At 61.6% G+C, this 21,588-nt stretch carries 19 protein-coding genes and 2 pseudogenes; 13 read left to right on the top strand and 8 right to left on the bottom strand.

Annotation, left to right across the window (positions count from 1 at the left end; translation table 11 throughout):
* Positions 1 to 54 precede the first annotated feature (54 nt).
* Both ACA062_RS17450 and ACA062_RS17445 read right to left on the bottom strand, forming a co-directional pair.
* The gene (locus tag ACA062_RS17450; RefSeq protein WP_497452217.1) at positions 55 to 189 is read right to left on the bottom strand and encodes a hypothetical protein; all 135 of its coding nucleotides are present in this window, start codon (positions 187 to 189) and stop codon (positions 55 to 57) included.
* 8 nt (positions 190 to 197) lie between these two features.
* Positions 198 to 713: pseudogene (locus tag ACA062_RS17445) on the bottom strand (outer membrane protein assembly factor BamB family protein); the annotation flags it as partial.
* Positions 714 to 967: 254 nt separating this feature from the next.
* Here ACA062_RS17445 and pedF point away from each other — a divergent pair.
* The 12 genes from pedF to ACA062_RS17385 all read left to right on the top strand — a co-directional run bounded on the left by pedF (position 968) and on the right by ACA062_RS17385 (position 13,717).
* Positions 968 to 1,429 (top strand): cytochrome c-550 PedF, encoded by a 462-nt coding sequence (gene pedF, locus ACA062_RS17440; RefSeq protein WP_497452216.1) that lies wholly within the window; start codon positions 968 to 970, stop codon positions 1,427 to 1,429.
* Between the two features lie 3 nt (positions 1,430 to 1,432).
* Positions 1,433 to 2,311 carry a substrate-binding periplasmic protein gene (locus tag ACA062_RS17435; protein WP_497452215.1) on the top strand — a complete coding sequence of 293 codons (879 nt, stop codon included), beginning with the start codon at positions 1,433 to 1,435 and terminating at the stop codon, positions 2,309 to 2,311.
* Entirely contained in the window at positions 2,308 to 3,069 is a 762-nt protein-coding gene (locus ACA062_RS17430; protein ID WP_497452214.1) for a quinoprotein dehydrogenase-associated SoxYZ-like carrier, read from the top strand. The genes ACA062_RS17435 and ACA062_RS17430 overlap by 4 nt, the downstream gene beginning before the upstream one ends.
* A 16-nt stretch (positions 3,070 to 3,085) precedes the next feature.
* Entirely contained in the window at positions 3,086 to 4,024 is a 939-nt protein-coding gene (locus ACA062_RS17425) for a quinoprotein relay system zinc metallohydrolase 1 (protein WP_497452213.1), read from the top strand.
* Between the two features lie 284 nt (positions 4,025 to 4,308).
* Positions 4,309 to 6,087 carry a PQQ-dependent methanol/ethanol family dehydrogenase gene (locus ACA062_RS17420; RefSeq protein ID WP_497452212.1) on the top strand — a complete coding sequence of 593 codons (1,779 nt, stop codon included), beginning with the start codon at positions 4,309 to 4,311 and terminating at the stop codon, positions 6,085 to 6,087.
* 263 nt (positions 6,088 to 6,350) lie between these two features.
* Positions 6,351 to 7,871 carry an acetaldehyde dehydrogenase ExaC gene (exaC, locus tag ACA062_RS17415; protein ID WP_497452211.1) on the top strand — a complete coding sequence of 507 codons (1,521 nt, stop codon included), beginning with the start codon at positions 6,351 to 6,353 and terminating at the stop codon, positions 7,869 to 7,871.
* Positions 7,872 to 8,138: 267 nt separating this feature from the next.
* Complete coding sequence (gene pqqA, locus ACA062_RS17410; protein ID WP_003253598.1) at positions 8,139 to 8,210, top strand: pyrroloquinoline quinone precursor peptide PqqA; 72 nt, start codon at positions 8,139 to 8,141, stop codon at positions 8,208 to 8,210.
* Between the two features lie 249 nt (positions 8,211 to 8,459).
* On the top strand, positions 8,460 to 9,212 hold the full coding sequence (gene pqqC, locus ACA062_RS17405; protein WP_497452210.1) for a pyrroloquinoline-quinone synthase PqqC: 753 nt from the start codon (positions 8,460 to 8,462) through the stop codon (positions 9,210 to 9,212).
* Entirely contained in the window at positions 9,209 to 9,481 is a 273-nt protein-coding gene (pqqD, locus tag ACA062_RS17400; protein ID WP_497452209.1) for a pyrroloquinoline quinone biosynthesis peptide chaperone PqqD, read from the top strand. Before pqqC ends, pqqD begins: the two co-directional genes overlap by 4 nt.
* Positions 9,459 to 10,601 carry a pyrroloquinoline quinone biosynthesis protein PqqE gene (gene pqqE, locus ACA062_RS17395; protein WP_497452208.1) on the top strand — a complete coding sequence of 381 codons (1,143 nt, stop codon included), beginning with the start codon at positions 9,459 to 9,461 and terminating at the stop codon, positions 10,599 to 10,601. Before pqqD ends, pqqE begins: the two co-directional genes overlap by 23 nt.
* 241 nt (positions 10,602 to 10,842) lie before the next feature.
* Positions 10,843 to 12,006, top strand: coding sequence for an alcohol dehydrogenase-like regulatory protein ErcA (ercA, locus tag ACA062_RS17390; protein WP_497452207.1), 1,164 nt, complete (start codon positions 10,843 to 10,845; stop codon positions 12,004 to 12,006).
* The gene (locus ACA062_RS17385) at positions 11,990 to 13,717 is read left to right on the top strand and encodes a hybrid sensor histidine kinase/response regulator (protein ID WP_497452206.1); all 1,728 of its coding nucleotides are present in this window, start codon (positions 11,990 to 11,992) and stop codon (positions 13,715 to 13,717) included. Before ercA ends, ACA062_RS17385 begins: the two co-directional genes overlap by 17 nt.
* 240 nt (positions 13,718 to 13,957) lie before the next feature.
* Here the strand turns inward: ACA062_RS17385 and ACA062_RS17380 are convergent.
* From ACA062_RS17380 to copC, 3 genes and pseudogenes are all read right to left on the bottom strand, one after another.
* A pseudogene (locus ACA062_RS17380) lies at positions 13,958 to 14,454 on the bottom strand (TRAP transporter large permease subunit); the annotation flags it as partial.
* A gap of 319 nt (positions 14,455 to 14,773) precedes the next feature.
* Positions 14,774 to 15,631 carry a copper homeostasis membrane protein CopD gene (copD, locus tag ACA062_RS17375; RefSeq protein WP_497452205.1) on the bottom strand — a complete coding sequence of 286 codons (858 nt, stop codon included), beginning with the start codon at positions 15,629 to 15,631 and terminating at the stop codon, positions 14,774 to 14,776.
* Between the two features lie 3 nt (positions 15,632 to 15,634).
* Positions 15,635 to 16,000, bottom strand: a complete 366-nt coding sequence (gene copC, locus ACA062_RS17370; protein ID WP_497452204.1) for a copper homeostasis periplasmic binding protein CopC — start codon at positions 15,998 to 16,000, stop codon at positions 15,635 to 15,637.
* A 145-nt stretch (positions 16,001 to 16,145) separates the two neighbouring features.
* Here copC and ACA062_RS17365 point away from each other — a divergent pair, with 145 nt between their 5' ends.
* The gene (locus tag ACA062_RS17365) at positions 16,146 to 16,766 is read left to right on the top strand and encodes a TetR/AcrR family transcriptional regulator (protein ID WP_497452203.1); all 621 of its coding nucleotides are present in this window, start codon (positions 16,146 to 16,148) and stop codon (positions 16,764 to 16,766) included.
* Between the two features lie 141 nt (positions 16,767 to 16,907).
* Here the strand turns inward: ACA062_RS17365 and preA are convergent, their stop codons facing one another.
* From preA to hydA, 3 genes are all read right to left on the bottom strand, one after another.
* Positions 16,908 to 18,182: an NAD-dependent dihydropyrimidine dehydrogenase subunit PreA gene (preA, locus tag ACA062_RS17360; RefSeq protein ID WP_497452202.1), complete on the bottom strand. Its 1,275-nt coding sequence runs from the start codon at positions 18,180 to 18,182 to the stop codon at positions 16,908 to 16,910.
* A complete protein-coding gene (locus ACA062_RS17355; protein ID WP_497457441.1) occupies positions 18,183 to 19,550 on the bottom strand; it encodes an NAD(P)-dependent oxidoreductase in 1,368 nt (455 codons plus the stop codon).
* Positions 19,551 to 19,713: 163 nt separating this feature from the next.
* Positions 19,714 to 21,153 (bottom strand): dihydropyrimidinase, encoded by a 1,440-nt coding sequence (hydA, locus tag ACA062_RS17350; protein WP_497452201.1) that lies wholly within the window; start codon positions 21,151 to 21,153, stop codon positions 19,714 to 19,716.
* Between the last annotated feature and the right edge of the window lie 435 nt (positions 21,154 to 21,588).

The raw sequence follows: 21,588 nt of genomic DNA, 5'->3' as shown, positions 1-21,588 counted from the left end.
GCTCCTACAGGGGGTCGCAAATCTGTAGGAGCCGGCTTGCTGGCGAAGGGGGTATCAGCGTTTCACCGTCTGCTGATCCCAGCTCGGGATCTTGAACACCCAGAACGACCCACCCTGAGCCACCGGCTTGGTCAGCTCGGCCATGTCGCCGCCCCACAACGGCACCGCGCCGCCATAGCCGACGGTCACGCCGACGGGGCGACCAGCCGCGCGTCGAGGGTGCCGAAATAAATCTTGTCGCCATAGATGGCGGCACCGCGATTGACCACATCGCAGCACGGACGAATGTTGTCCGGCAGGCGATGGTTGTAGGTCCACAGACGCTTGCCGGTCTTGGCGTCCAGGGCAAATACCCGGGAATAGGAACCGGTGACGTACACCACGCCGTCGCTGACGATGGCCTGGGATTCCTGGCCGCGCTGCTTCTCATCGCCGAACGAGTAGGACCAGGCCGGGGTCAGCTTGAACACGTTCTTGTCGTTGACCTGGGCCAGCGGGCTCCAGCGCTGGGCGTTGGTGCCCATGCCGTATTGCAGCACGTCCTTGGTGGTCAGGTGATCGTTGGCAATGTCTTCCCAGCTGACGTTGCGGGTCGGGACGGCAGGGGCGGTTGCGGCGTAGCTGGCGGGACTCAGCGACAGGCTGCCGACCAACAGAAAAGCCTGCACGGCGAGCGTCAAAGGGGAAAGGGCGGGTAGCGATCTTATTGTCATGGTTGCAGTTCCCAGTGGAGGTTTTGGCCTGCACAGGGTGGTGCGCCCGGTGTGTCGCCGGATACGGAAAAAGTCCCGCCGTTGCCGGGAAAACTTCCCATGGGGCACCTGATTTGGGTGTGCGCCACAAGCCCTACTACCAAGGTACCGGGTGGCGGACACCAAAGCAGCATGGGGCTGGCGCGAAGCCGTTCTTAAGATGGGTGCCATAGCCTCATCAAAGAGGTTTTGCGTGCAATCTCGAGGGCATAACAATGACAACAAAACGCAACGCCTTGCTCGTTGCCGGACTGCTGGCCGGCTTTATCAGCGCAGGTTCCGTCTGGGCCCACGGCAACGTCGTGCCCCAGGCCGTCGCCACCCAGGGCCTGACCCCGATCAAGGACGCCGGCGTGCAGGTCGATGGCGACGGCTGGGCGGCGGTGAACCCCTATCGCACCTCCCCGGAACACGACAAGGCAGTGGAAATCGGCTCCTCGGCCTACAACCAGAACTGCGCGGCCTGTCATGGCCTGGAAGCCAAGTCCGGCGGCATCGCTCCCGACCTGCGTATGCTCGATGTCGGCGACGCCGGTGATGAATGGTTCGTCGAACGGGTCCGTCACGGCGCCGTGCGCGATGGCCGAGTGTACATGCCGAAGATGGCCGACTACCTGAGCCAGGAAGCCTTGTGGGCGGTGCGCACTTACCTGGATAGCGTTCACGTCGAGGAATAACCCATGCGCCTGCTCGCTGTGTTGATCAGCGCCGTATTGTTGTGCTGCCAGGTGGCGCAGGCGCAGGTCCGCACCTATGACGAAATGATCGCTGCCAGGGAGCTGAAAGTGGCGGTCTATAAGGACTTTGCTCCCTACAGTTTCGAAGACGCCGGTCAGCCTCGGGGCGTCGACGTCGAACTCGCCCAGGCCTTGGCCAAGGCGCTTGGCGTGCGCCTGGCATTGATCTGGGCGCCGGCCGGCGAGAAGCTCGACGACGACCTGCGCGACTACATCTGGCGGGCCAGTCAGTTGCACGACCTGCAACTGGCCGACCTGATGATGCGTGTGCCGTATGACCAGGACTACGCCCGTAAACGCAACGAACTAGGCGAACTGGAAAACGGCCATGTGGTGATGTTCGGGCCGTACCAGAACGAACAATGGCAAGTCGCCTTCGACCGCCGCCGCGTGGACAAGGTCGGCAGCGTCGCGGTGTTCGAGCACCACCCGATCGGCGTCGAGGTCGATAGCGTGCCGTCGTTTTACCTGACTTCGGTGTTCAACGGCATGCTCGCCGGCAAGACTCACCACTATCCCGGCGTGCCACAGGCGTTCGCGGCCATGAAGGCCGGTGAAGTCGATGCGGTGATGGCCATGCGCGGCGAGATCGACTGGCAAGTTCAGCAGGCGGCGGACCCGCAGGTGGCGCTGGCGGAAAACGCCTACCCGAACATGGGCAAGCAGCTCTGGGAGATCGGCATGGCTGTGCACGAAAGCAACCGTCAGTTGGCCTATGCCGTGGAGGACGCGCTGGAGGCGTTGATTCGCGACGGCTCGGTCAAAGCCATTTATGGCCATTACGGCCTGCGCTATGACGTGCCCGAGATGTATCAACAGTGAACTGGCGAGCGAGTTGTCTGCTGGCCTGCTGGCTGCCGATGGCCGCGCACGCGGTGGACATCGAGCCGGGCAAGGACCCGGTGCCCTCGGTGATGTGGGCCTTCTATCACCAGCAGATGCTCGGTGATGCGCCATTCGTGTTCGATGAGCGAGTCAAGCTGCTCGCGCCGCCGTTCGCCGAAGACGCCCGGCAAGTGCCGCTGGAAATCGACGCCCGGGCCTTCAAGGGCGAGGTGGTGAAAATCCTCGCCTGGGCCGAACTCAATCCCTTGCCGAAAATCGTCGATTTCCAACCGCTGGACCGGGTGCTGCCGTGGCTGTCGCTGCGCATCCGTATCGAGCAGGCCACACCGTTGCGCGCGGCGGTGCTGACCCGTGATGGGCTGTGGCATGTCGGCTCGACCCTGATCGATGCGGCAGGCGGCGGTTGCACGGCACCGAGCGTGGTGCGCACCCAACCGGGCTGGGAGGACCACATCGGCGAAGTGCTGGGCGGTCGTTATCCCCGTGGCGAGTTCAGTCGGGTGCGCCTGCAGGTGGCGCACCCGATGGACAACGGCATGGTCAGCGGCATCCCGGAGTTCTTCATCAACCAGGCCGAACTGCGCGACCAGAATGACCAGTTGCTGGCCCGTCTTGAGCTGTTTCCCGCCGTCAGCGAAAACCCCAACCTGGCTTTTGATATCGAAGGGGCAGGGCAGACGCGCCTGTTGCTGCGCGACAACAGCGGCAATCAATTCGATGCGGCCATACCCTGACCCCAAGGAGCGCGTCATGCGCTGGATGCTGCTGTTGTTCATCAGCCTGAGCCTGCCGGCCCTGGCCGACCTCGACTACTCACTCAAGCCGCGGCAGATTGCCGAAGACACCTGGCTGCTCGAAGGCAGTACCGACAACTTCGCCAAGGCCAACGGCGGCAACATCGTCAACACCGCGTTCATCGTCACCGAGCCCGGGGTGGTGGTGATCGACACCGGGCCATCGAAGCGTTACGGCGAGGCGATGCGCAAGGCCATTGCCGCGATCACCGATAAACCGGTGATCCAGGTGCTGCTGACCCATCATCACCCGGACCATGTACTGGGCAACCAGGCTTTCAGCCACGTGCCGATCGGCGCGTTGGCCGGCACCAGCGAGCTGTTGCAGCAGCAGGGCGATGCGATGGCCGAGAACCTGTATCGACTGGTGGGCGACTGGATGCGCGGCACCGAGGTGGTGTTGCCCACACAGACGTTGACCCCTGGCATATCGAGTTTTGGGAATCACGATTTGCGCCTGCTGAGCCTGGGTGGGCACACCGGCGCGGATCTGGCTATTCTCGACCGGAAAACCGGCGTGCTGTTTGCCGGGGATCTGGTGTTTTACCAACGGGCGCTGACCACGCCCAACAGTCCGGGGCTGGCGGTATGGCTGGCGGACATTGCGACCCTGCAAGGCTTGCCCTGGACGCTGATCGTGCCGGGGCATGGCCCGGTGGCCAGCGATCAACGGCCTTTCGCGCAAATGCACGATTACCTCACCTGGCTCGATCAACTGATGCGCGACGGCGCCGCCAACGGTAGCGACATGGCCGAGATGATCCGCAGCCCCATCCCCGAACGGTTTGCCGGGATCAATCTGAGCCGCTACGAGCTGATCCGCAGCGTCAGCCATCTGTATCCGCGTTACGAACGCTCACAGATGACGCGAGTGGATTCCACCGCATACAAATGAACAACACACATCAACTGTAGGAGCGAGCTTGCTCGCGAAGGACGTTAACGATGACGGGGACTGCCTGGATGAACGCGGCGCTCTCACGTTTTTCGCGAGCAAGCTCGCTCCTACAGTTGGCCAGTGTTGATCGCAAAATCCGGTGTCCATCTCCTCCGACCCGGTACTAAGGGATTAGCAATCTAGGCACTGCGGGCAATTGTTGTCAGGGCGGCGGCGCCCAAGAATCTGCACCAGACCGGGAAAATTTCCCGGGTATAACAAAAACCGCAGAGGCAGCCGTCATGACCCAACCCTTACGTCGCCAACCCTTCGTCTTGAGCCTGTTGCTCAGTGCCATGCTGTTGTCCGGCAGTGCCCTGGCTGGCGTCACCGATCAGGAAATCCTTCAGGACCCCAAGAACCCTGAGCAGATCGTGACCAACGGTCTGGGCGTCCAGGGTCAGCGCTACAGTCCGCTCGACACCCTCAACGTCAGCAACGTGAAGGACCTGCGACCCGTCTGGGCGTTCTCCTTCGGTGGCGAAAAGCAACGCGGTCAGCAGGCACAGCCGTTGATCAAGGACGGCGTGATGTACATGACCGGCTCCTATTCGCGGGTGTTCGCGGTGGATGCGCGCACCGGCAAGAAACTCTGGCAATACGATGCGCGCCTGCCCGATGACATCCGGCCGTGCTGCGACGTGATCAACCGTGGCGTCGCGCTGTACGGCGACCTGGTGTTCTTCGGCACCCTCGACGCCAAGCTGGTGGCGCTGAACAAGGACACCGGCAAGGTGGTCTGGAGCAAGAAGGTCGCCGATCACAAAGAAGGCTACTCCATCAGCGCCGCACCCATGGTGATCAACGGCAAGCTGATTACCGGCGTGGCCGGTGGCGAGTTCGGCGTGGTCGGCAAGATCGAAGCCTACGACCCGAAAAACGGCGATCTGCTGTGGACACGTCCGACTGTCGAAGGCCACATGGGTTACGTCTACAAGGACGGCAAGGCCATAGAAAATGGCATCTCCGGTGGCGAAGCGGGCAAGACCTGGCCCGGCGATCTGTGGAAAACCGGCGGTGCCGCGCCCTGGCTCGGCGGCTACTACGACCCGGAAACCAATCTGCTGCTGTTCGGCACCGGCAACCCGGCGCCGTGGAACTCGCACCTGCGTCCTGGCGACAACCTTTACTCCTCGTCGCGCCTGGCGCTCAACCCGGACGACGGCACCATCAAGTGGCACTTCCAGAGCACGCCCCACGATGGCTGGGACTATGACGGCGTGAATGAGCTGGTGTCGTTCAACTACACCGAAGGCGGCAAAGAGATCAAGGCCGCCGCTACTGCCGACCGTAACGGTTTCTTCTACGTGCTGGACCGTACCAACGGCAAATTCATCCGCGGCTTCCCGTTCGTGGACAAGATCACCTGGGCCACCGGCCTGGATAAAGAGGGCCGGCCGATCTACAACGAAGCCAGCCGCCCAGGCGCGCCCGGCACTGAAGCCAAAGGCAGTTCGGTATTCGTCGCCCCGGCGTTCCTCGGCGCGAAAAACTGGATGCCGATGGCCTACAACAAGGACACCGGGCTGTTCTACGTGCCGTCCAACGAGTGGGGCATGGACATCTGGAACGAAGGCATCGCCTACAAGAAAGGCGCGGCGTTCCTCGGTGCCGGTTTCACCATCAAGCCATTGAATGAAGACTACATCGGCGTGCTGCGCGCCATCGACCCGAAAACCGGCAAGGAAGTCTGGCGCCACAAGAACTACGCGCCGCTGTGGGGCGGGGTGCTGACCACCAAGGGCAACCTGGTGTTCACCGGCACGCCGGAAGGTTTCCTGCAGGCGTTCAACGCCAAAACCGGTGAGAAAGTCTGGGAATTCCAGACCGGTTCCGGCGTGCTCGGCTCCCCTGTCACTTGGGAAATGGACGGCGAACAGTACGTCTCGGTCCTCTCCGGTTGGGGTGGCGCGGTACCGCTGTGGGGCGGCGAAGTGGCCAAGCGCATCAAGGACTTCAACCAGGGCGGTATGCTCTGGACCTTCAAGCTGCCCAAAGACCTGGTGGTGGCCAAGCACTGACTCTGCCCCCACCGCATCACCCTGTGGGAGCGGGCTTGCCCGCGATAGCGGACTGTCAGCCAACAAAGATGTTGAATGTGCCGACCTCATCGCGGGCAAGCCCGCTCCCACAGGGAGGTATGCACACTAAAAATGTGCGCAAACCTACGACCAAATGACGAGAATCCCCCTGCCAACGACGCATTCGTCTGGCACGCGGGGCTCTCTACTATCGCTTTATCGCTTGTTTGCCCAACAGGCATCGACCCAGACAGAGGCCCACCATGATCTACGCACAACCCGGAACACCAGGCGCCGTCGTGACGTTCAAGGCGCGCTACGGCAACTTCATCGGCGGTGAATTCGTTGCGCCGGTCAACGGTGAGTACTTCACCAACTCTTCGCCGGTCACCGGTGAAGTGATCGCCGAATTCCCTCGCTCCAGCGCCGCCGACATCGACAAAGCCCTCGACGCCGCCCACGCTGCCGCCGACGCCTGGGGCAAGACCTCGGCGCAGGACCGCTCCCTGGTGCTGCTGAAAATCGCCGACCGCATCGAACAGAATCTGGAAATCCTCGCCGTCACCGAAACCTGGGACAACGGCAAGGCCGTGCGCGAAACCCTCAACGCCGACGTGCCGCTGGCTGCCGACCATTTCCGCTACTTCGCCGGCTGCATCCGCGCCCAGGAAGGCGGCGCCGCCGAGATCAACGAACTGACCACCGCCTATCACTTCCACGAGCCATTGGGCGTGGTCGGACAGATCATTCCGTGGAACTTCCCGCTGCTGATGGCCGCGTGGAAACTCGCCCCGGCCCTGGCCGCCGGTAACTGCGTGGTACTCAAACCCGCCGAGCAGACCCCGCTGTCGATCATGGTCTTCGCCGAGCTGATTGCCGACTTACTGCCGGCCGGCGTGCTGAACATCGTCCAGGGTTTCGGTCGCGAAGCCGGTGAAGCGCTGGCCACCAGCAAGCGCATCGCCAAGATCGCCTTCACCGGTTCCACTCCGATCGGCGCGCACATCATGAAATGCGCGGCCGAGAACATCATTCCGTCCACCGTGGAGCTGGGCGGCAAGTCGCCGAACATCTTCTTCGAAGACATCATGCAAGCCGAGCCACAGTTCATCGAGAAGGCCGCCGAAGGCCTGGTGCTGGCGTTCTTCAACCAGGGCGAAGTCTGCACCTGTCCATCACGAGCACTGGTGCAGGAATCGATCTACGACGACTTCATGAAAGTGGTGATGAAAAAGATCGTCAAAATCAAGCGCGGCAACCCGCTGGACACCGAGACCATGGTCGGCGCCCAGGCGTCCGAGCAGCAATACGACAAGATCCTCTCCTACCTGAAGATCGCTCAGGAGGAGGGTGCCGAACTGCTCACCGGCGGCGCGGCCGAGCGTCTTGAGGGTGACTTGTCGACGGGTTATTACATCCAGCCGACCCTGCTCAAGGGCCACAACAAGATGCGCGTGTTCCAGGAAGAAATCTTCGGCCCGGTGGTGGGTATCACCACCTTCAAGGACGAAGCCGAAGCCCTGGCCATCGCCAACGACAGCGAGTTCGGCCTCGGTGCCGGCCTGTGGACCCGCGACATCAACCGCGCCTACCGCATGGGCCGCGCGATCAAGGCCGGTCGGGTGTGGACCAACTGCTACCACCTGTACCCGGCGCATGCGGCGTTTGGTGGCTACAAGAAGTCCGGTGTCGGTCGTGAAAATCACAAGATGATGCTCGACCATTATCAGCAGACCAAAAACCTGCTGGTGAGCTATGACATCAATCCGCTGGGATTCTTCTAACCCCGCAAGAACCCTGAAAAGCCCTAAAGAACCTGTGGGAGCGAGCTTGCTCGCGATGGCGGCGTGACAGTCAACATCAATGTTGAATGTACCGGCCTCATCGCGAGCAAGCTCGCTCCCACATGGGTTTTGTGTGTTTGTGAAGATCGCGCCCCACCCCCTACCAACGCACGCCGCCACCTCGTTCGAAAGTAGCATTCGATCGCCCCGCACCCCGTGCATTAATGGCTTTACCGGAATCGTCCGGCACAAGAAGAGGATTGACCCATGTGGACTAAACCCGCGTTTACCGATCTGCGCATTGGCTTCGAAGTGACGATGTATTTCGCCAACCGCTGATTGCCCGCCCGGCCAGCCGTGGCGTTGGCCGGGCCTGCCTCGGCCGAGCGGGCATAGCTGGAGCGGCGGGGGGATAGAGGTGGCTTATGACGGCATGAGTATTTGTGCTGTAGCTGATGGCCTCTTCGCGGGCAAGCCCGCTCCCACAAGGATCGGCGGTGTACACAAAACCCTGTGGGAGCGGGCTTGCCCGCGAAGGGGCCAGACCAGACACCTCAGACCTTAACGGTTGTTCCCCGGAGAACCGCAATGACCGACACCCCGCTGACCCCCGCCGAATTCGAACAGGCCCTGCGCGCCAAAGGCGCCTTCTACCACATCCACCACCCCTTCCACCAAGCCATGTACGCCGGCCGCGCCAGCCGCGAGCAGATCCAGGGCTGGGTCGCCAATCGTTTCTATTACCAGGTGAACATCCCGCTCAAGGATGCCGCGATCCTCGCCAACTGCCCGGATCGCGAGGTCCGCCGCGAATGGCTGCAACGGATTCTCGACCACGACGGCGTCCCCGGCAGTGAAGGCGGCATCGAAGCCTGGCTACGCCTGGGCGAAGCCGTGGGCCTGGATCGCCAACAAATACTTTCCCAAGAGCTGGTGCTGCCGGGCGTGCGCTTCGCCGTCGACGCCTACGTCAACTTCGCCCGCCGCGCCTGCTGGCAGGAAGCGGCCAGCAGTTCGTTGACCGAACTGTTCGCGCCACAGATCCACCAATCCCGCCTCGACGCCTGGCCGACCCATTACCCATGGATCGACCCGGCCGGCTATGACTATTTCCGTACTCGCCTGAGCCAGGCGCGGCGTGATGTCGAGCATGGCTTGCGCATCACCCTGGCGCACTACGTGACCTTTGAGGCCCAGCAACGCATGCTGGAGATTCTGCAGTTCAAGCTCGACGTGCTATGGAGCATGCTCGACGCCATGAGCATGGCCTACGAGCTGGAACGCCCGCCGTTTCACACGGTGACGACCGAGAGAGTCTGGCACCGGGGGATAGCCCTGTGAGCCTGATCAAGCGCGGGCAGGTACCGTCCCTGCGCCAGGGTTTTCGCCTGCAATGGGAACCGCGCCAGGACTGCCATGTGCTGCTGTACCCCGAAGGCATGATCAAGCTCAACACCAGCGCCGGGCAGATCCTCGACCTGCTGGACGGCCGGCGCAGCGTCGCGGCGATCATTGACCTGCTGTCGGTGAATTTCCCCGGTGTGCCGGGGATTGACGAGGATGTTCTGGCATTCCTGGAGGTGGCCCATGCGCAATTCTGGATCGAATGATACGCCTGCGGGACCGCCGCTGTGGTTGCTCGCGGAGTTGACCTATCGTTGCCCCTTGCAATGCCCGTATTGCTCCAACCCGCTGGACTTTGCCAAATCAGGTGAAGAACTGAGCACCGAAGAATGGATTCGCGTGTTTCGCGAAGCCCGGGACATGGGCGCGGCGCAATTGGGGTTTTCCGGTGGTGAGCCGCTGGTGCGCCAAGACCTGGCCGAATTGATCAAGGCCGCGCGGGACATGGGTTACTACACCAACCTCATTACCTCGGGCATCGGCCTGACCGAGCAGAAAGTCCGCGAGTTCAAGGTCGCCGGGCTCGACCATATCCAGATCAGCTTCCAGGCCGCCGATGAAGCGGTAAACAACATGCTCGCCGGCTCACGCAAGGCGTTCGCCCAGAAACTGGCCATGGCCCGGGCGGTGAAAGCCCAGGGCTACCCGATGGTGCTGAACTTCGTCACCCATCGGCACAACATCGACCAGATCGCGAAGATCATCGACCTGTGCCTGGAACTGGAGGCGGATTTCGTCGAGCTGGCCACCTGTCAGTTCTACGGTTGGGCCGAGCTCAACCGCGTCGGCCTGCTACCGACCCGCGAACAACTGCAGCGTGCCGAGCGCATCACTAACGAGTACCGCGAGCGTCTTGAGGCCCAGGGCCATCCGTGCAAGCTGATCTTCGTCACCCCGGATTACTACGAAGAACGCCCCAAGACGTGCATGAACGGCTGGGCCAACCTGTTTCTCGACATCACCCCGGACGGCACCGCGTTGCCTTGCCACAGCGCGCGGCAGTTGCCGGTGCAGTTTCCCAACGTGCGCGAGCACAGTATCGAGCACATCTGGACCGACTCCTTCGGTTTCAACCGCTTTCGCGGCGATGACTGGATGAAGGAACCGTGCCGCTCCTGCGATGAAAAGCACAAGGACCTGGGCGGTTGCCGCTGCCAGGCGTTCATGCTCACCGGCGATGCGGCAAATGCCGACCCGGTGTGCAGCAAGTCGCCGCATCATGGGGTGATCCTCAAGGCCCGGGAGGAGGCCGACGCGCCGGGGCAGGGCATGGAACACCTGACGTTGCGTAACGAGAAGGCTTCACGACTGATCTACCGCGGATAAACAAATAGGTACATCCAACACAGAACCCTGTGGGAGCGGGCTTGCCCGCGATAGCGGTCTAACAGTCGACATCGATATTGAATGTGCGGGCCTCATCGCGGGCAAGCCCGCTCCCACAGGGATTACCAGTGATTACAAAACCCGGGTACAACCCAAGTGGCGCTCCTTTGGTCTGATTGCATTCGCAGCCGGATGCGTTAGTGTGGCTTTACCTTCCAAAACAATAAAAAACAGGCTTCCAATGAGCCAGAGTCTCAGCCAGCTGCGTAAGTTCGTTTCGCCTGAAATCATCTTTGGTGCCGGTTGCCGGCACAACGTCGGCAACTACGCCAAGACCTTCGGTGCCCGCAAGGTGCTGGTGGTCAGCGATCCCGGGGTGATTGCCGCCGGATGGGTGGCCGATGTCGAGGCCAGCCTGCAAGCCCAGGGCATCGATTACTTCCTGTACAGCGACGTGTCGCCCAACCCGCGGGTCGAAGAGGTCATGCTCGGCGCCGAGCTGTACCGGGAAAACCACTGCGATGTGATAGTCGCCGTCGGTGGCGGCAGTCCGATGGATTGCGGCAAGGGCATCGGCATCGTCGTCGCCCACGGGCGCAGCATCCTCGAGTTCGAGGGCGTGGACACCATCCGCGTGCCCAGCCCGCCGCTGATCCTGATTCCGACCACCGCCGGTACTTCGGCGGACGTCTCGCAGTTCGTGATCATCTCCAATCAGCAAGAACGGATGAAATTCTCCATCGTCAGCAAGGCCGTGGTGCCTGATGTGTCGCTGATCGACCCGGAAACCACCCTGAGCATGGACCCGTTCCTGTCGGCCTGTACCGGCATCGACGCCCTGGTGCATGCCATCGAAGCCTTTGTCTCGACCGGTCACGGACCCTTGACCGATCCCCATGCGCTGGAAGCCATGCGCCTGATCAACGGCAACCTGGTGCAGATGATCGCCAACCCCAACGACATTGCCCTGCGCGAGAAGATCATGCTCGGCAGCATGCAGGCCGGGTTGGCGTTCTCCAACGCGATCCTCGGCGCCGTGCATGCGATGTCCCATAGCCTCGGTGGCTTTCTCGACCTGCCACACGGCCTGTGCAACGCGGTTCTGGTGGAACACGTGGTGGCCTTCAACTACAACTCGGCGCCTGACCGCTTCAAGGTGATCGCCGAGACCTTCGGCATTGACTGCCGGGGCCTCAATCACCGGCAGATCTGCGGGCGCCTGGTGGAGCACCTGATCGCCCTCAAGCATGCGATCGGCTTCCATGAAACCCTCGGTTTGCACGGGGTCAGCATGGCGGACATTCCGTTCCTCTCGCAGCACGCCATGCACGACCCGTGCATCCTCACCAACCCGCGCGAGTCCAGCCAGCGTGATGTCGAGGTCGTCTATGGCGAAGCCCTCTGACGAGCAACAACGGGCGCTGGCCGGCCTGCTCGGATTAGGCAGCCATTCGGCGCGCAAGAGTCATTACCCGGAACTGGCCGCGCGCCTGGACGAGCTGGAAGCCGAGCGCAATCGCTACAAGTGGTTGTTCGAAAATGCGGTGCACGGGATCTTCCAGGCCAGCCTGCTCGAAGGCATGCGCGCCGCCAACCCGGCGCTGGCGCGGATGCTCGGCTATCAGGATCCGCAGGAGGTGCTGTTCTCGCTGGCGGACCTGGCCAGCAACCTGTTTGTCGGCGGGGCGCGGGAGCTGGAAAACATCGGCGAAATCCTCAGGCACCAAGGCAGCCTGCATGGCTACGAAACCCAGTTGCGGCGCAAGGACGGCAGCAGCCTGGACGTGTTGATGAACCTGTTGCTCAAACCCGATCAGGAAGGGTTGGTCGAAGGTTTTGTCGCCGATATCACTGAACGCAAACTCGCCCAGCAGCGCCTGCAACAGCTCAATGACCAACTGGAGCAGCGGGTCACGGCGCGCACCGACGAATTGCTCGAAGCCAACCGCAACCTGCAGCAGCAGATCACCCAGCGCAAACAGATCGCCGAAGCCCTGCGCGATGCCCGGGACGCCGCCGAGGCCGCCAATCGCAGCAAGGACAAATACCTCGCCGCCGCCAGTCATGACCTGCTGCAACCGCTCAACGCCGCGCGCTTGCTGATCTCGACCTTGCGCGAGCGCAAACTGCCCGAGGTCGAGCAGGTGCTGGTGGAACGTACTCACCAGGCCCTGGAAGGGGCCGAAGATCTGCTCACCGATCTGCTCGACATTTCCCGGCTCGATCAGGCCGCGGTCAAACCGGACGTTGCGCTGTATCGCCTCGACGAGTTGCTCGGACCGCTGGTGTCTGAATTTCGCTCGGTGGCCGAAGCCGCCGGGTTGGAATTGCGTGTGCATATGGGCGACTACGCCATCAGCACCGACTTGCGCCTGATGACGCGGATCCTGCGCAACTTTCTCAGCAACGCTTGCCGTTACACCGACGCCGGCAGCATCCTGCTGGGCGCCAGGCGGCGCGGTGCAATGCTGCGCCTGGAGGTCTGGGACACTGGACGCGGGATTGCCGCGGACCGGCTGGATTCGATCTTCCTCGAGTTCAACCAGCTGGACGTCGGCCGCGCCGCCGACCGCAAGGGTGTCGGCCTGGGGCTGGCGATTGTCGAACGCATTGCCAAGATTCTCGACTACAGGATTCAGGTGCATTCGCGGCCGGGGCGCGGCTCGATGTTCAGCATCGACGTGCCGATTTCCCACGAGGTCCCATTGCCGATCAGTCAGGCCGTGCCTCTGCCGGGCACGGGCAACCCCTTGCCAGGGCGGCGTTTGCTGGTGCTGGATAATGAAGTGAGCATCCTTGAAAGCATGAGCGCGCTACTCGGGCAGTGGGGCTGCGAAGTGGTGATCGCCACCGATCAAGCGTCTGCGCTGACGGCCTTGCAGGGCCAGGCGCCGGAACTGATCCTGGCCGACTATCACCTCGATCACGGGGTGGTGGGCTGTGAGGTGGTCCGGCATTTGCGCGAGCATTTCGGCCAGGCGATTCCAGCGGTCATCATCACCGCGGACCGCACCGACCAGTGCCGCAGTGCCTTGCAAAAGCTCGAGGCACCGCTGCTGAACAAACCGGTGAAACCCGGCAAGTTGCGCGCAGTGCTGAGTCAGATGCTGGGTTAGCCGAGCTCGCGATACTGCAGACATGTTGACCTGCTAAGTAAATGATTTAGAGGCCTGCACAGATCCCTGTGGCGAGGGGGCTTGCCCCCGTTGGCCGCAAAGCGGCCCCGGCGACCTTACTGACGAACCGAGTTGGCTGGACTCACGACTGCTTCGCAGCCGAACGGGGGCAAGCCCCCTCGCCACAAAGGGCCGTGCCCCGCAGAAGAAACTTCATTGGGCACGGACATACTCAAGCTTTTACAACACCCAATGCGGCAACCACAGCGACAGCGCAGGAATATAGGTCACGGCCATCAGCACCAGGAACAGCACGCCATAGAACGGCAGCAGCGCCTTCACGGTTTTTTCGATACTGACTTTGCCCACCGCCGACCCCACAAACAGCACCGCACCCACCGGCGGCGTGATCAAGCCAATCCCCAGGTTCACCAGCATGATCATGCCGAACTGCACCGGGTCCACGCCAATGCCCAGAATCACCGGCATCAGGATCGGTGTCAGGATCAGGATCAGGATCAGCGGCGCCATGTCCATCACCGTGCCGAGCAACAGCAGCATGACGTTGATGCACATCAGGATCACATAGCGGTTGTCCGACAGGGTCAGGAACATCGTGGTGATCTTCGACGGAATCTGCATCAGGGTCATGATGTAGCCAAAGCTGGCGGCGAAGCCGATCAGATCATCACGATCGAAATCGTGCGCACCGTGCGGTGCATCAGCTTCGGCAGCTCGCTTGCCCTGGGCGTTGGCCGGGTTGGTGAAGTTGCGATTGAAATAGGCGTTGCGCAAGCTGCTGCATTTCGTTTACGGCGTGCTCAAGTCGGGCCAACCATATGACCCGAAACTTGGGCTTGCTCAGTGAGGTTCAAGACGGTATCTACATTGGATTTTCGGTGCACACGTCACCAGCGCTGGAATACGGTCCCTGTAGGAGCTGCCGCAGGCTGCGATCTTTTGACTTTGATCTTGTGGTGCCTGCGGCAACATCGCAGCCTCACGACGTCCCATACCGAGCGGAGCTGCCGAAGGCTGCGATCTTTTAGCGGATTTTCAGCCAGCGATCATGGGCGGCATGGTTCCCAATAGCGAAACCGCCGCCACCGCCCCAATCCCCAGCAACCACTCCAGCACCACACTGGCCCGCAACGCCGTCATGCGCCGCTCGCAATCCCGGATCCGCAACCGATTGAACAGCGCCAACCCCAGCATCGCGCCCACCAGCAGCACCTTGATCAACAGAATCAAGGCAAATCCACTCAACAATGGCGTCGGCCAGAACGCCCCGGTCAATACCCGGACATTGATCAGCCCCGTGATCAGCAACCCGGCGACCAAGGCGAAACCGACACCGCTGAAGCGGTGCAATATCGCTTTGACGGAGTGTGTGTCTGGTCGCAGGAGGATCATCACCAACACCATCAAACCACCGAGCCAGGCGCCGACGCAGGTCAGGTGAATGATCTGATTGAGGATCAGCAACCGGCCTTCATTGCCGTCGAGCATGGCGCCATGGCCAACCGGGGCCAATGTCGCCAGCAACAGGCTGCTCAAGACTATCCGCCAGGGCAGGTTGCCGTGCAGCGGCGTCAGCAGCAACGCCAGCAACAGCAGATTGAGCAGCAAATGCCAGCGCCAGACCTGGCCGAAAAACGTCTTGCCCAACACCAGCCCCAGGGTCGACGGATCGAATGCCGCCGCCCAGGAGCCGGCCATGCTGGCGGTGATCAGCAGCAACCAGCTGACGCCGCTGAGCAACCCCACCCCGGCAAGCCACCGGCTCGCCCGCGCCAGAGGCCGATCCAGCGCAGTTTCACGGCCCAACAGCAAAGGCTTGAAGATCCAGGCCCCGAACAGCATCAACATCACGGTGAAATGCAGGAAACGGCACAGCACCATCGCACTCGTCATGAATTACTGGCCAACCTTGAAGCTGTAGGCGCCTTCGCTTTTGTGGGTATCGACCGACACCGCATGCCACTCGACTTTGTACGCCCCGGCCGCCAAAGGCGCCGCCGGGGTCACGACCAGGGTCTTTTTATCGCTGCCTTCGGTGGCCAGGCTTTTCAGCGAAATGTCGGCGCCGTCCTTGCTGAGGGTAACTTTGGTGAAGGTCGCTTCGATGCCTTCGGAAAACACCAGGCGCAGTTCCGCCGGTGCGCTGACGGTGCTGTCGGCGGCCGGGGCCTGGCTTTTCAAATGGGCATGGGCCAACACCGATGAGGCGGCGAACAGTGAGCCGAGGAGGGCGGCGGTGGTCAGGGCGTTCTTGAGCAGCATCGTGGATACCTCAGAGGCAGGTTCGAAGAGGCGGGCAGTTTACCTGCATGAGCATGAAACCGGGCGCAGGAAGATTCGTTTTCCCCTGTCGCCCCGAAGTAGAGCGGATGCTAGTCTTGAGCAACGCTGGTGTCAGGGAGCCCTCATGGGCAATCACAAGATCGAGATCCGCCGCAGTAACGTCGAGAAAATTCTGCTGGGGGCCGAAAAGGTCTTCGCCGAAAAAGGCTTCGGCAGCACCGCCATGGCCGACATCGCCGCCGAGGTGCAACTGCCGCGCTCCAACCTGCATTACTACTTCAGCACCAAGAGCGAGCTGTACAGCGCCGTGCTGTTCGATCTGCTCGAAGTCTGGAAACAGGACGCCCTTTGCTTCGAGATGTTCGACGACCCACGGGTGGTCCTCAGCAGCTACATCCGCGCCAAGATGAACCACTCCCGCAGCCGGCCTTACGGCTCCAAAGTCTGGGCCAACGAAATCATCCACGGCGCCCCGACCCTGGGTGAGAAACTGGACGCGAGCCTGTATGACTGGGCCAAGATGAAAGAAGCGAAAATCCGCCAGTGGGTGGAGGATAAACGCATCCTGCCGGTGGAGCCTTCGAGCCTGCTGTACATGATCTGGGCCTCGACCCAGCATTATGCTGACTTTGATCATCAGGTGAATATTCTCAATGATCATCAGCCGTTGTCGGACATGCAGTTCGAGCGGGCGCTGCAGACGGTGACCAGTGTGATCTTGCGCGGGATTGGGTTGGAGCCTTGAGGATTTCGGTGTGGCTGCCGGCCTCTTCGCGGGCAAGCCCGCTCCCACAGGGTTCGCTGGTGTACACGAGATTTGTGTACGACATAAAACTCTGTGGGAGCGGGCTTGCCCGCGATGGCGTCAGTTCAGGCGCCGCTGATGTCAGGAGGATACGTGATAGGGATTCCTCGGATCATGATTCCAATCCAGAAACGGCTTGCCATTCTCCATCGGCACCATCTCGATGCAGTCCTGCACCGGACAGGTGATCTGGCACAGGTTGCAGCCCACGCACTCCTCATCGATCACTTCATATTTATGCGTGCCGTCTGCCTGCTTGAGGCTGGCCACCGCCTGGTGCGAGGTGTCTTCGCAGGCGATGTGGCAGCGACCGCAGCCGATGCAGGCTTCCTGGTCAATCTTCGCGATCACCTGATAGTTGATGTCGAGGTACTTCCAGTCCGTGGTGTTGCTCACCGCACGCCCCGAAAAATCGGTGACGCTGGCATAACCCTGACTGTCCATCCAGCGTGACAGGCCATCCTTCATCTCGTCGACTATCCGAAATCCATGCAGCATCGCCGCCGTGCACACCTGCACCGCGCCGCTGCCCAGGGCGATGAATTCCGCCGCGTCGCGCCAGCTGCCAATCCCGCCGATGCCGCAGATCGGCAGCCCCTGGGTCTGCGGATCCCGGGCGATTTCGGCGACCATGTTCAACGCGATCGGCTTGACCGCAGACCCGCAATAACCGCCGTGGGTGCTCTGACTGCCGACCGCAGGATTGGCGACCATGCGTTCCAGGTTGACGCTGGTGATCGAGTTGATGGTGTTGATCAGCGACACCGCATCGGCACCGCCACGATGGGCGGCACGGGCGGCGACGCGGATGTCGGTGATGTTCGGCGTGAGCTTGACGATCACCGGCAGCGAGCAATAAGTCTTGCACCAGCGGGTGACCTGCTCGACATACTCCGGCACCTGGCCGACCGCCGCGCCCATGCCTCGCTCCGGCATGCCGTGAGGGCAGCCGAAGTTCAGCTCGATGCCGTCGGCGCCGGTGGCTTCCACCAGCGGCAGGATGAATTTCCACGACTCTTCGACACAGGGCACCATCAGCGAGACGATCAGCGCGCGGTCCGGCCAGTCTTTCTTGACCTGGGTGATTTCCCGCAGGTTGATTTCCAGCGAGCGATCGGTGATCAGCTCGATGTTGTTGAAGCCCATCACTTCACGGTTGGGCCCGAAGTGTGCGGAATAACGCGACGACACGTTGACCGCCGCCGGGTCTTCTCCCAGGGTTTTCCAGACCACGCCACCCCAGCCCGCCTCGAAGGCGCGGACCACGTTGTAGGCTTTGTCGGTTGGGGGCGCGGACGCCAGCCAGAACGGGTTGGGGGCTTTGATGCCGGCAAAGACAATCGAGAGATCGGCCATTTACGCAGCCTCCACGTTGAGCATGAGTTGGGCGTTGATGGCTTCGGCAGCCAGTTTGCCGTGCTGCACGGCCTGCACGGTGAGGTCCTGATCGAGGCTGGTGCAATCGCCGCCGGCATACACCCCGGGGATGCTGGTGCGCAGCTGTTCGTCGACCAGGATTCGCTCGCCCTGGCGCTTGAGTTCACGGGCCAGCGGATCGGCGAGGGCGTCGGCGTCGAAGGCCTGGCCGATGGCTTTGAAAATGGCGTCGGCGGCCAGGTCGAAGGTTTCCCCGGTAGTTTGCAGGCGACCTTCCACCAGGTGAGTGCGGGCGAAGCGCATGCCGCGCACCTGGCCTTGATGGTCAAGCAATACTTCCTCGGGTTGGGCCCAGGTCAGCAGACGTACCTGATTGGCCTTGGCGATGTCCTGTTCGTGGCCGGTGGCCCCCATGTCCGCGACACCGCGGCGATACACCAGATTGACGTCGCGAGCGCCGAGACGGGCCATTTGCACGGCCATGTCGATGGCGGTGTTGCCGGCACCGAGCACGATGCAATGGTCCGCCAGCGGCAGTTGAGTCAGGTCATCGGCCTGGCGCAGTTCGCGGATGTAGTCGGTGGCGGCGAGCAAGCCCGGTGCATCTTCGTGGGGCAGGCCCAGTTGCTTGCTGGCCGCGAGACCGAGGCCAAGGAATACGGCATCGAATTGTTGATGCAGCTCGCTGAGGGTCAGGTTCTCGCCAAGCTTTTGGCCGTGGCGGATGTCGATGCCACCGATCTGCAGCAGAAATTCCAGCTCCTTCTGCGCGTAATCGTCCACCAGCTTGTACTTGGCGATCCCGTATTCATTGAGGCCGCCAGCTTTTTCCCGCGCCTCGAATATCACCACGTCATGCCCGTGCATGGCGCTGCGGTGAGCGCAGGACAACCCGGCAGGACCGGCACCGACCACGGCGATGCGCTTGCCAGTGGCGGCGGCGCGCTGGAATGGATGCTCGCTGAAGTGGGCGTTGTCCACTGCGTAACGTTGCAACAGGCCGATCAGCACCGGCGCGCATTCGTGGGCGTTGTTGCGCACACAGGCTTGCTGGCAGAGGATCTCCGTCGGGCACACCCGCGCGCAACTGCCACCGAGGATATTGGCCGAGAGAATCTTCTGCGCAGCGCCCTGCACGTTTTCCTGGTGGATGTTGCGGATGAACGAGGGAATGTCGATGTCGCTCGGACAGGCATTCACGCAGGGCGCGTCGTAGCAATACAGGCAGCGCGAGGCTTCCAGATGGGCCTGGCGATCGTTGAGTGGCGGCGCCAGATCGGTGAAATGGCCGGCGAGGGCGGCCGCATTCTCAGGGGGATGCGGGAGGTGGTTCAGGGTCTTGATCACGGTATTGGCCTCACGGTTATTTGAGGTGTTGCCTCTGATGGGCATTGGTTTTTTTGTTGCTTGCACTGGCCTCATCGCGGGCAAGCCCGCTCCCACAGGGTTTTGTGAACGCTGAAGATCCCTGTGGGAGCCGGGCTTGCCCGCGATAGGCCGAAGGCCGCTCTCAGCGTTTAACCGCAGTCGGCTGATTCAACTCGGCCCGCTTGCTCAGCAACTCAAACACCGCCGGATACGCCGGCCGTTCGACATACCGTCCGGCACCACGCTCGGCCCGCAAGTCGCCATCGGCCCAGACCACCCGGCCCTGGCTGATGGTGTGGCTCGGTACGCCCCGCACAGTCTTGCCTTCGAAGATGTTGAAGTCGACCTGCTGGTGATGCGTCTTCGCCGAAATCGTCCGCGTACCCTGCGGGTCCCACAGCACCAGATCGGCATCGGCACCAACGCGAATCGCACCCTTGCGCGGGTAGAGGTTGAAGATCTTCGCGGTGTTGGTGGAGGTGAGGGCCACGAAGTGCTGCATCGACAAGCGGCCGGTGTTCACCCCTTCGTCCCAGAGCACCGCCATGCGGTCTTCGATCCCGGCGGTGCCGTTGGGGATCTTGCTGAAATCGTCACGGCCGGCGGCTTTTTGCTCGGCGCAGAAACAGCAGTGGTCGGTGGCGGTGGTGTGCAGGTTGCCCGATTGCAAGCCGTGCCAAAGCGCTTCCTGATGACCGCGAGGACGGAAGGGCGGGCTCATCACGTAACCGGCAGCAGTCTGCCAGTCCGGGTGTTGGTAGACGCTGTCGTCCAGCAGCAGATGCCCGGCCAGCACCTCACCGTAGACTTGCTGGCCCTTGCTGCGGGCGTAGGTGATTTCGTCGAGAGCCTCCTTGGTCGAGACATGCACCAGGTACAAGGGTGTGCCCAGGGTTTCGGCGATACGGATCGCCCGGCTCGCCGCTTCACCTTCAACCTGCGAAGGACGCGACAGCGGATGCGCTTCAGGGCCGGTCATGCCCTGGGCCATCAACTTGCGTTGCAGGTGATAGACCAGCTCGCCGTTCTCCGCGTGCACGGTCGGCACTGCACCCAGCTCCAGGCAGCGTTCGAAACTCGCCACCAGGGTGTCGTCGGCGGCCATGATTGCGTTCTTGTAGGCCATGAAATGCTTGAAGCTGTTGACGCCATGCTGGCTGACCAGTTCGGCCATTTCCTCGCGAACCTGCTCGCTCCACCAGGTGATGGCGACATGGAAGCCGTAATCCGCTGCCGATTTCTCGGCCCAGCCGCGCCACTGATGAAACGCTTCCATCAGCGATTGCTGCGGATTGGGAATCACGAAATCGATGATCGACGTGGTACCGCCGGCAAGTCCCGCTGCGGTGCCGCTGAAAAAATCTTCACTGGCCACGGTGCCCATGAAGGGCAGTTGCATGTGCGTGTGCGGGTCGATGCCGCCGGGCATCAGGTATTGGCCGCTGCCGTCGAGCACTTCGGCGCCCGCCGGTACATCCAGATTGTCACCGATGGCCTTGATCACGCCGTCGGCGCAATAGACGTCGGCCCGATAACTTTCATCATGGGTAATAAGGGTGGCGCCACGGATCAACAGAGACATTCCGAGTTCCTCGCAGGCAATGACCGACTGGTGCCGGTTCTAAATGTTTTATAGACGCGGACACAAACAGGCGTATTCCTGTCAGTGCTGTCAGGAATAGACGCTAGCTGCAGTTTGGGGATTGGGCAAGAATATTTTTATAAGCTTATATATTTTTTAACATGTTGATATTGAAAGATAAAATAACAAATTCACTAAAATGGTGAGGCACCTCACCATTTTGACGCACTTGACAGGTTCTGAAAATGAACGAGATTTCTATGTGAAATCAGCCGCTTGAAGGATGGTCTATGGTTGATGCGCAACCTTGAAAAAAAACAGCTGCACCAGATTGAGTCCCGGCTGTTTGGACGACTTGTCAGATCGTCAGCCGAAGAGGCATGACAAGTAAACGGGGATTCATATTCTGATAATCAAAACTGATGTACATCAGTT

Source organism: Pseudomonas sp. LBUM1679, from assembly GCF_059695565.1.
The sequence above is the reverse complement of the archived record's forward strand: the minus strand, read 5'-3'. Positions and strand labels throughout refer to the sequence as shown.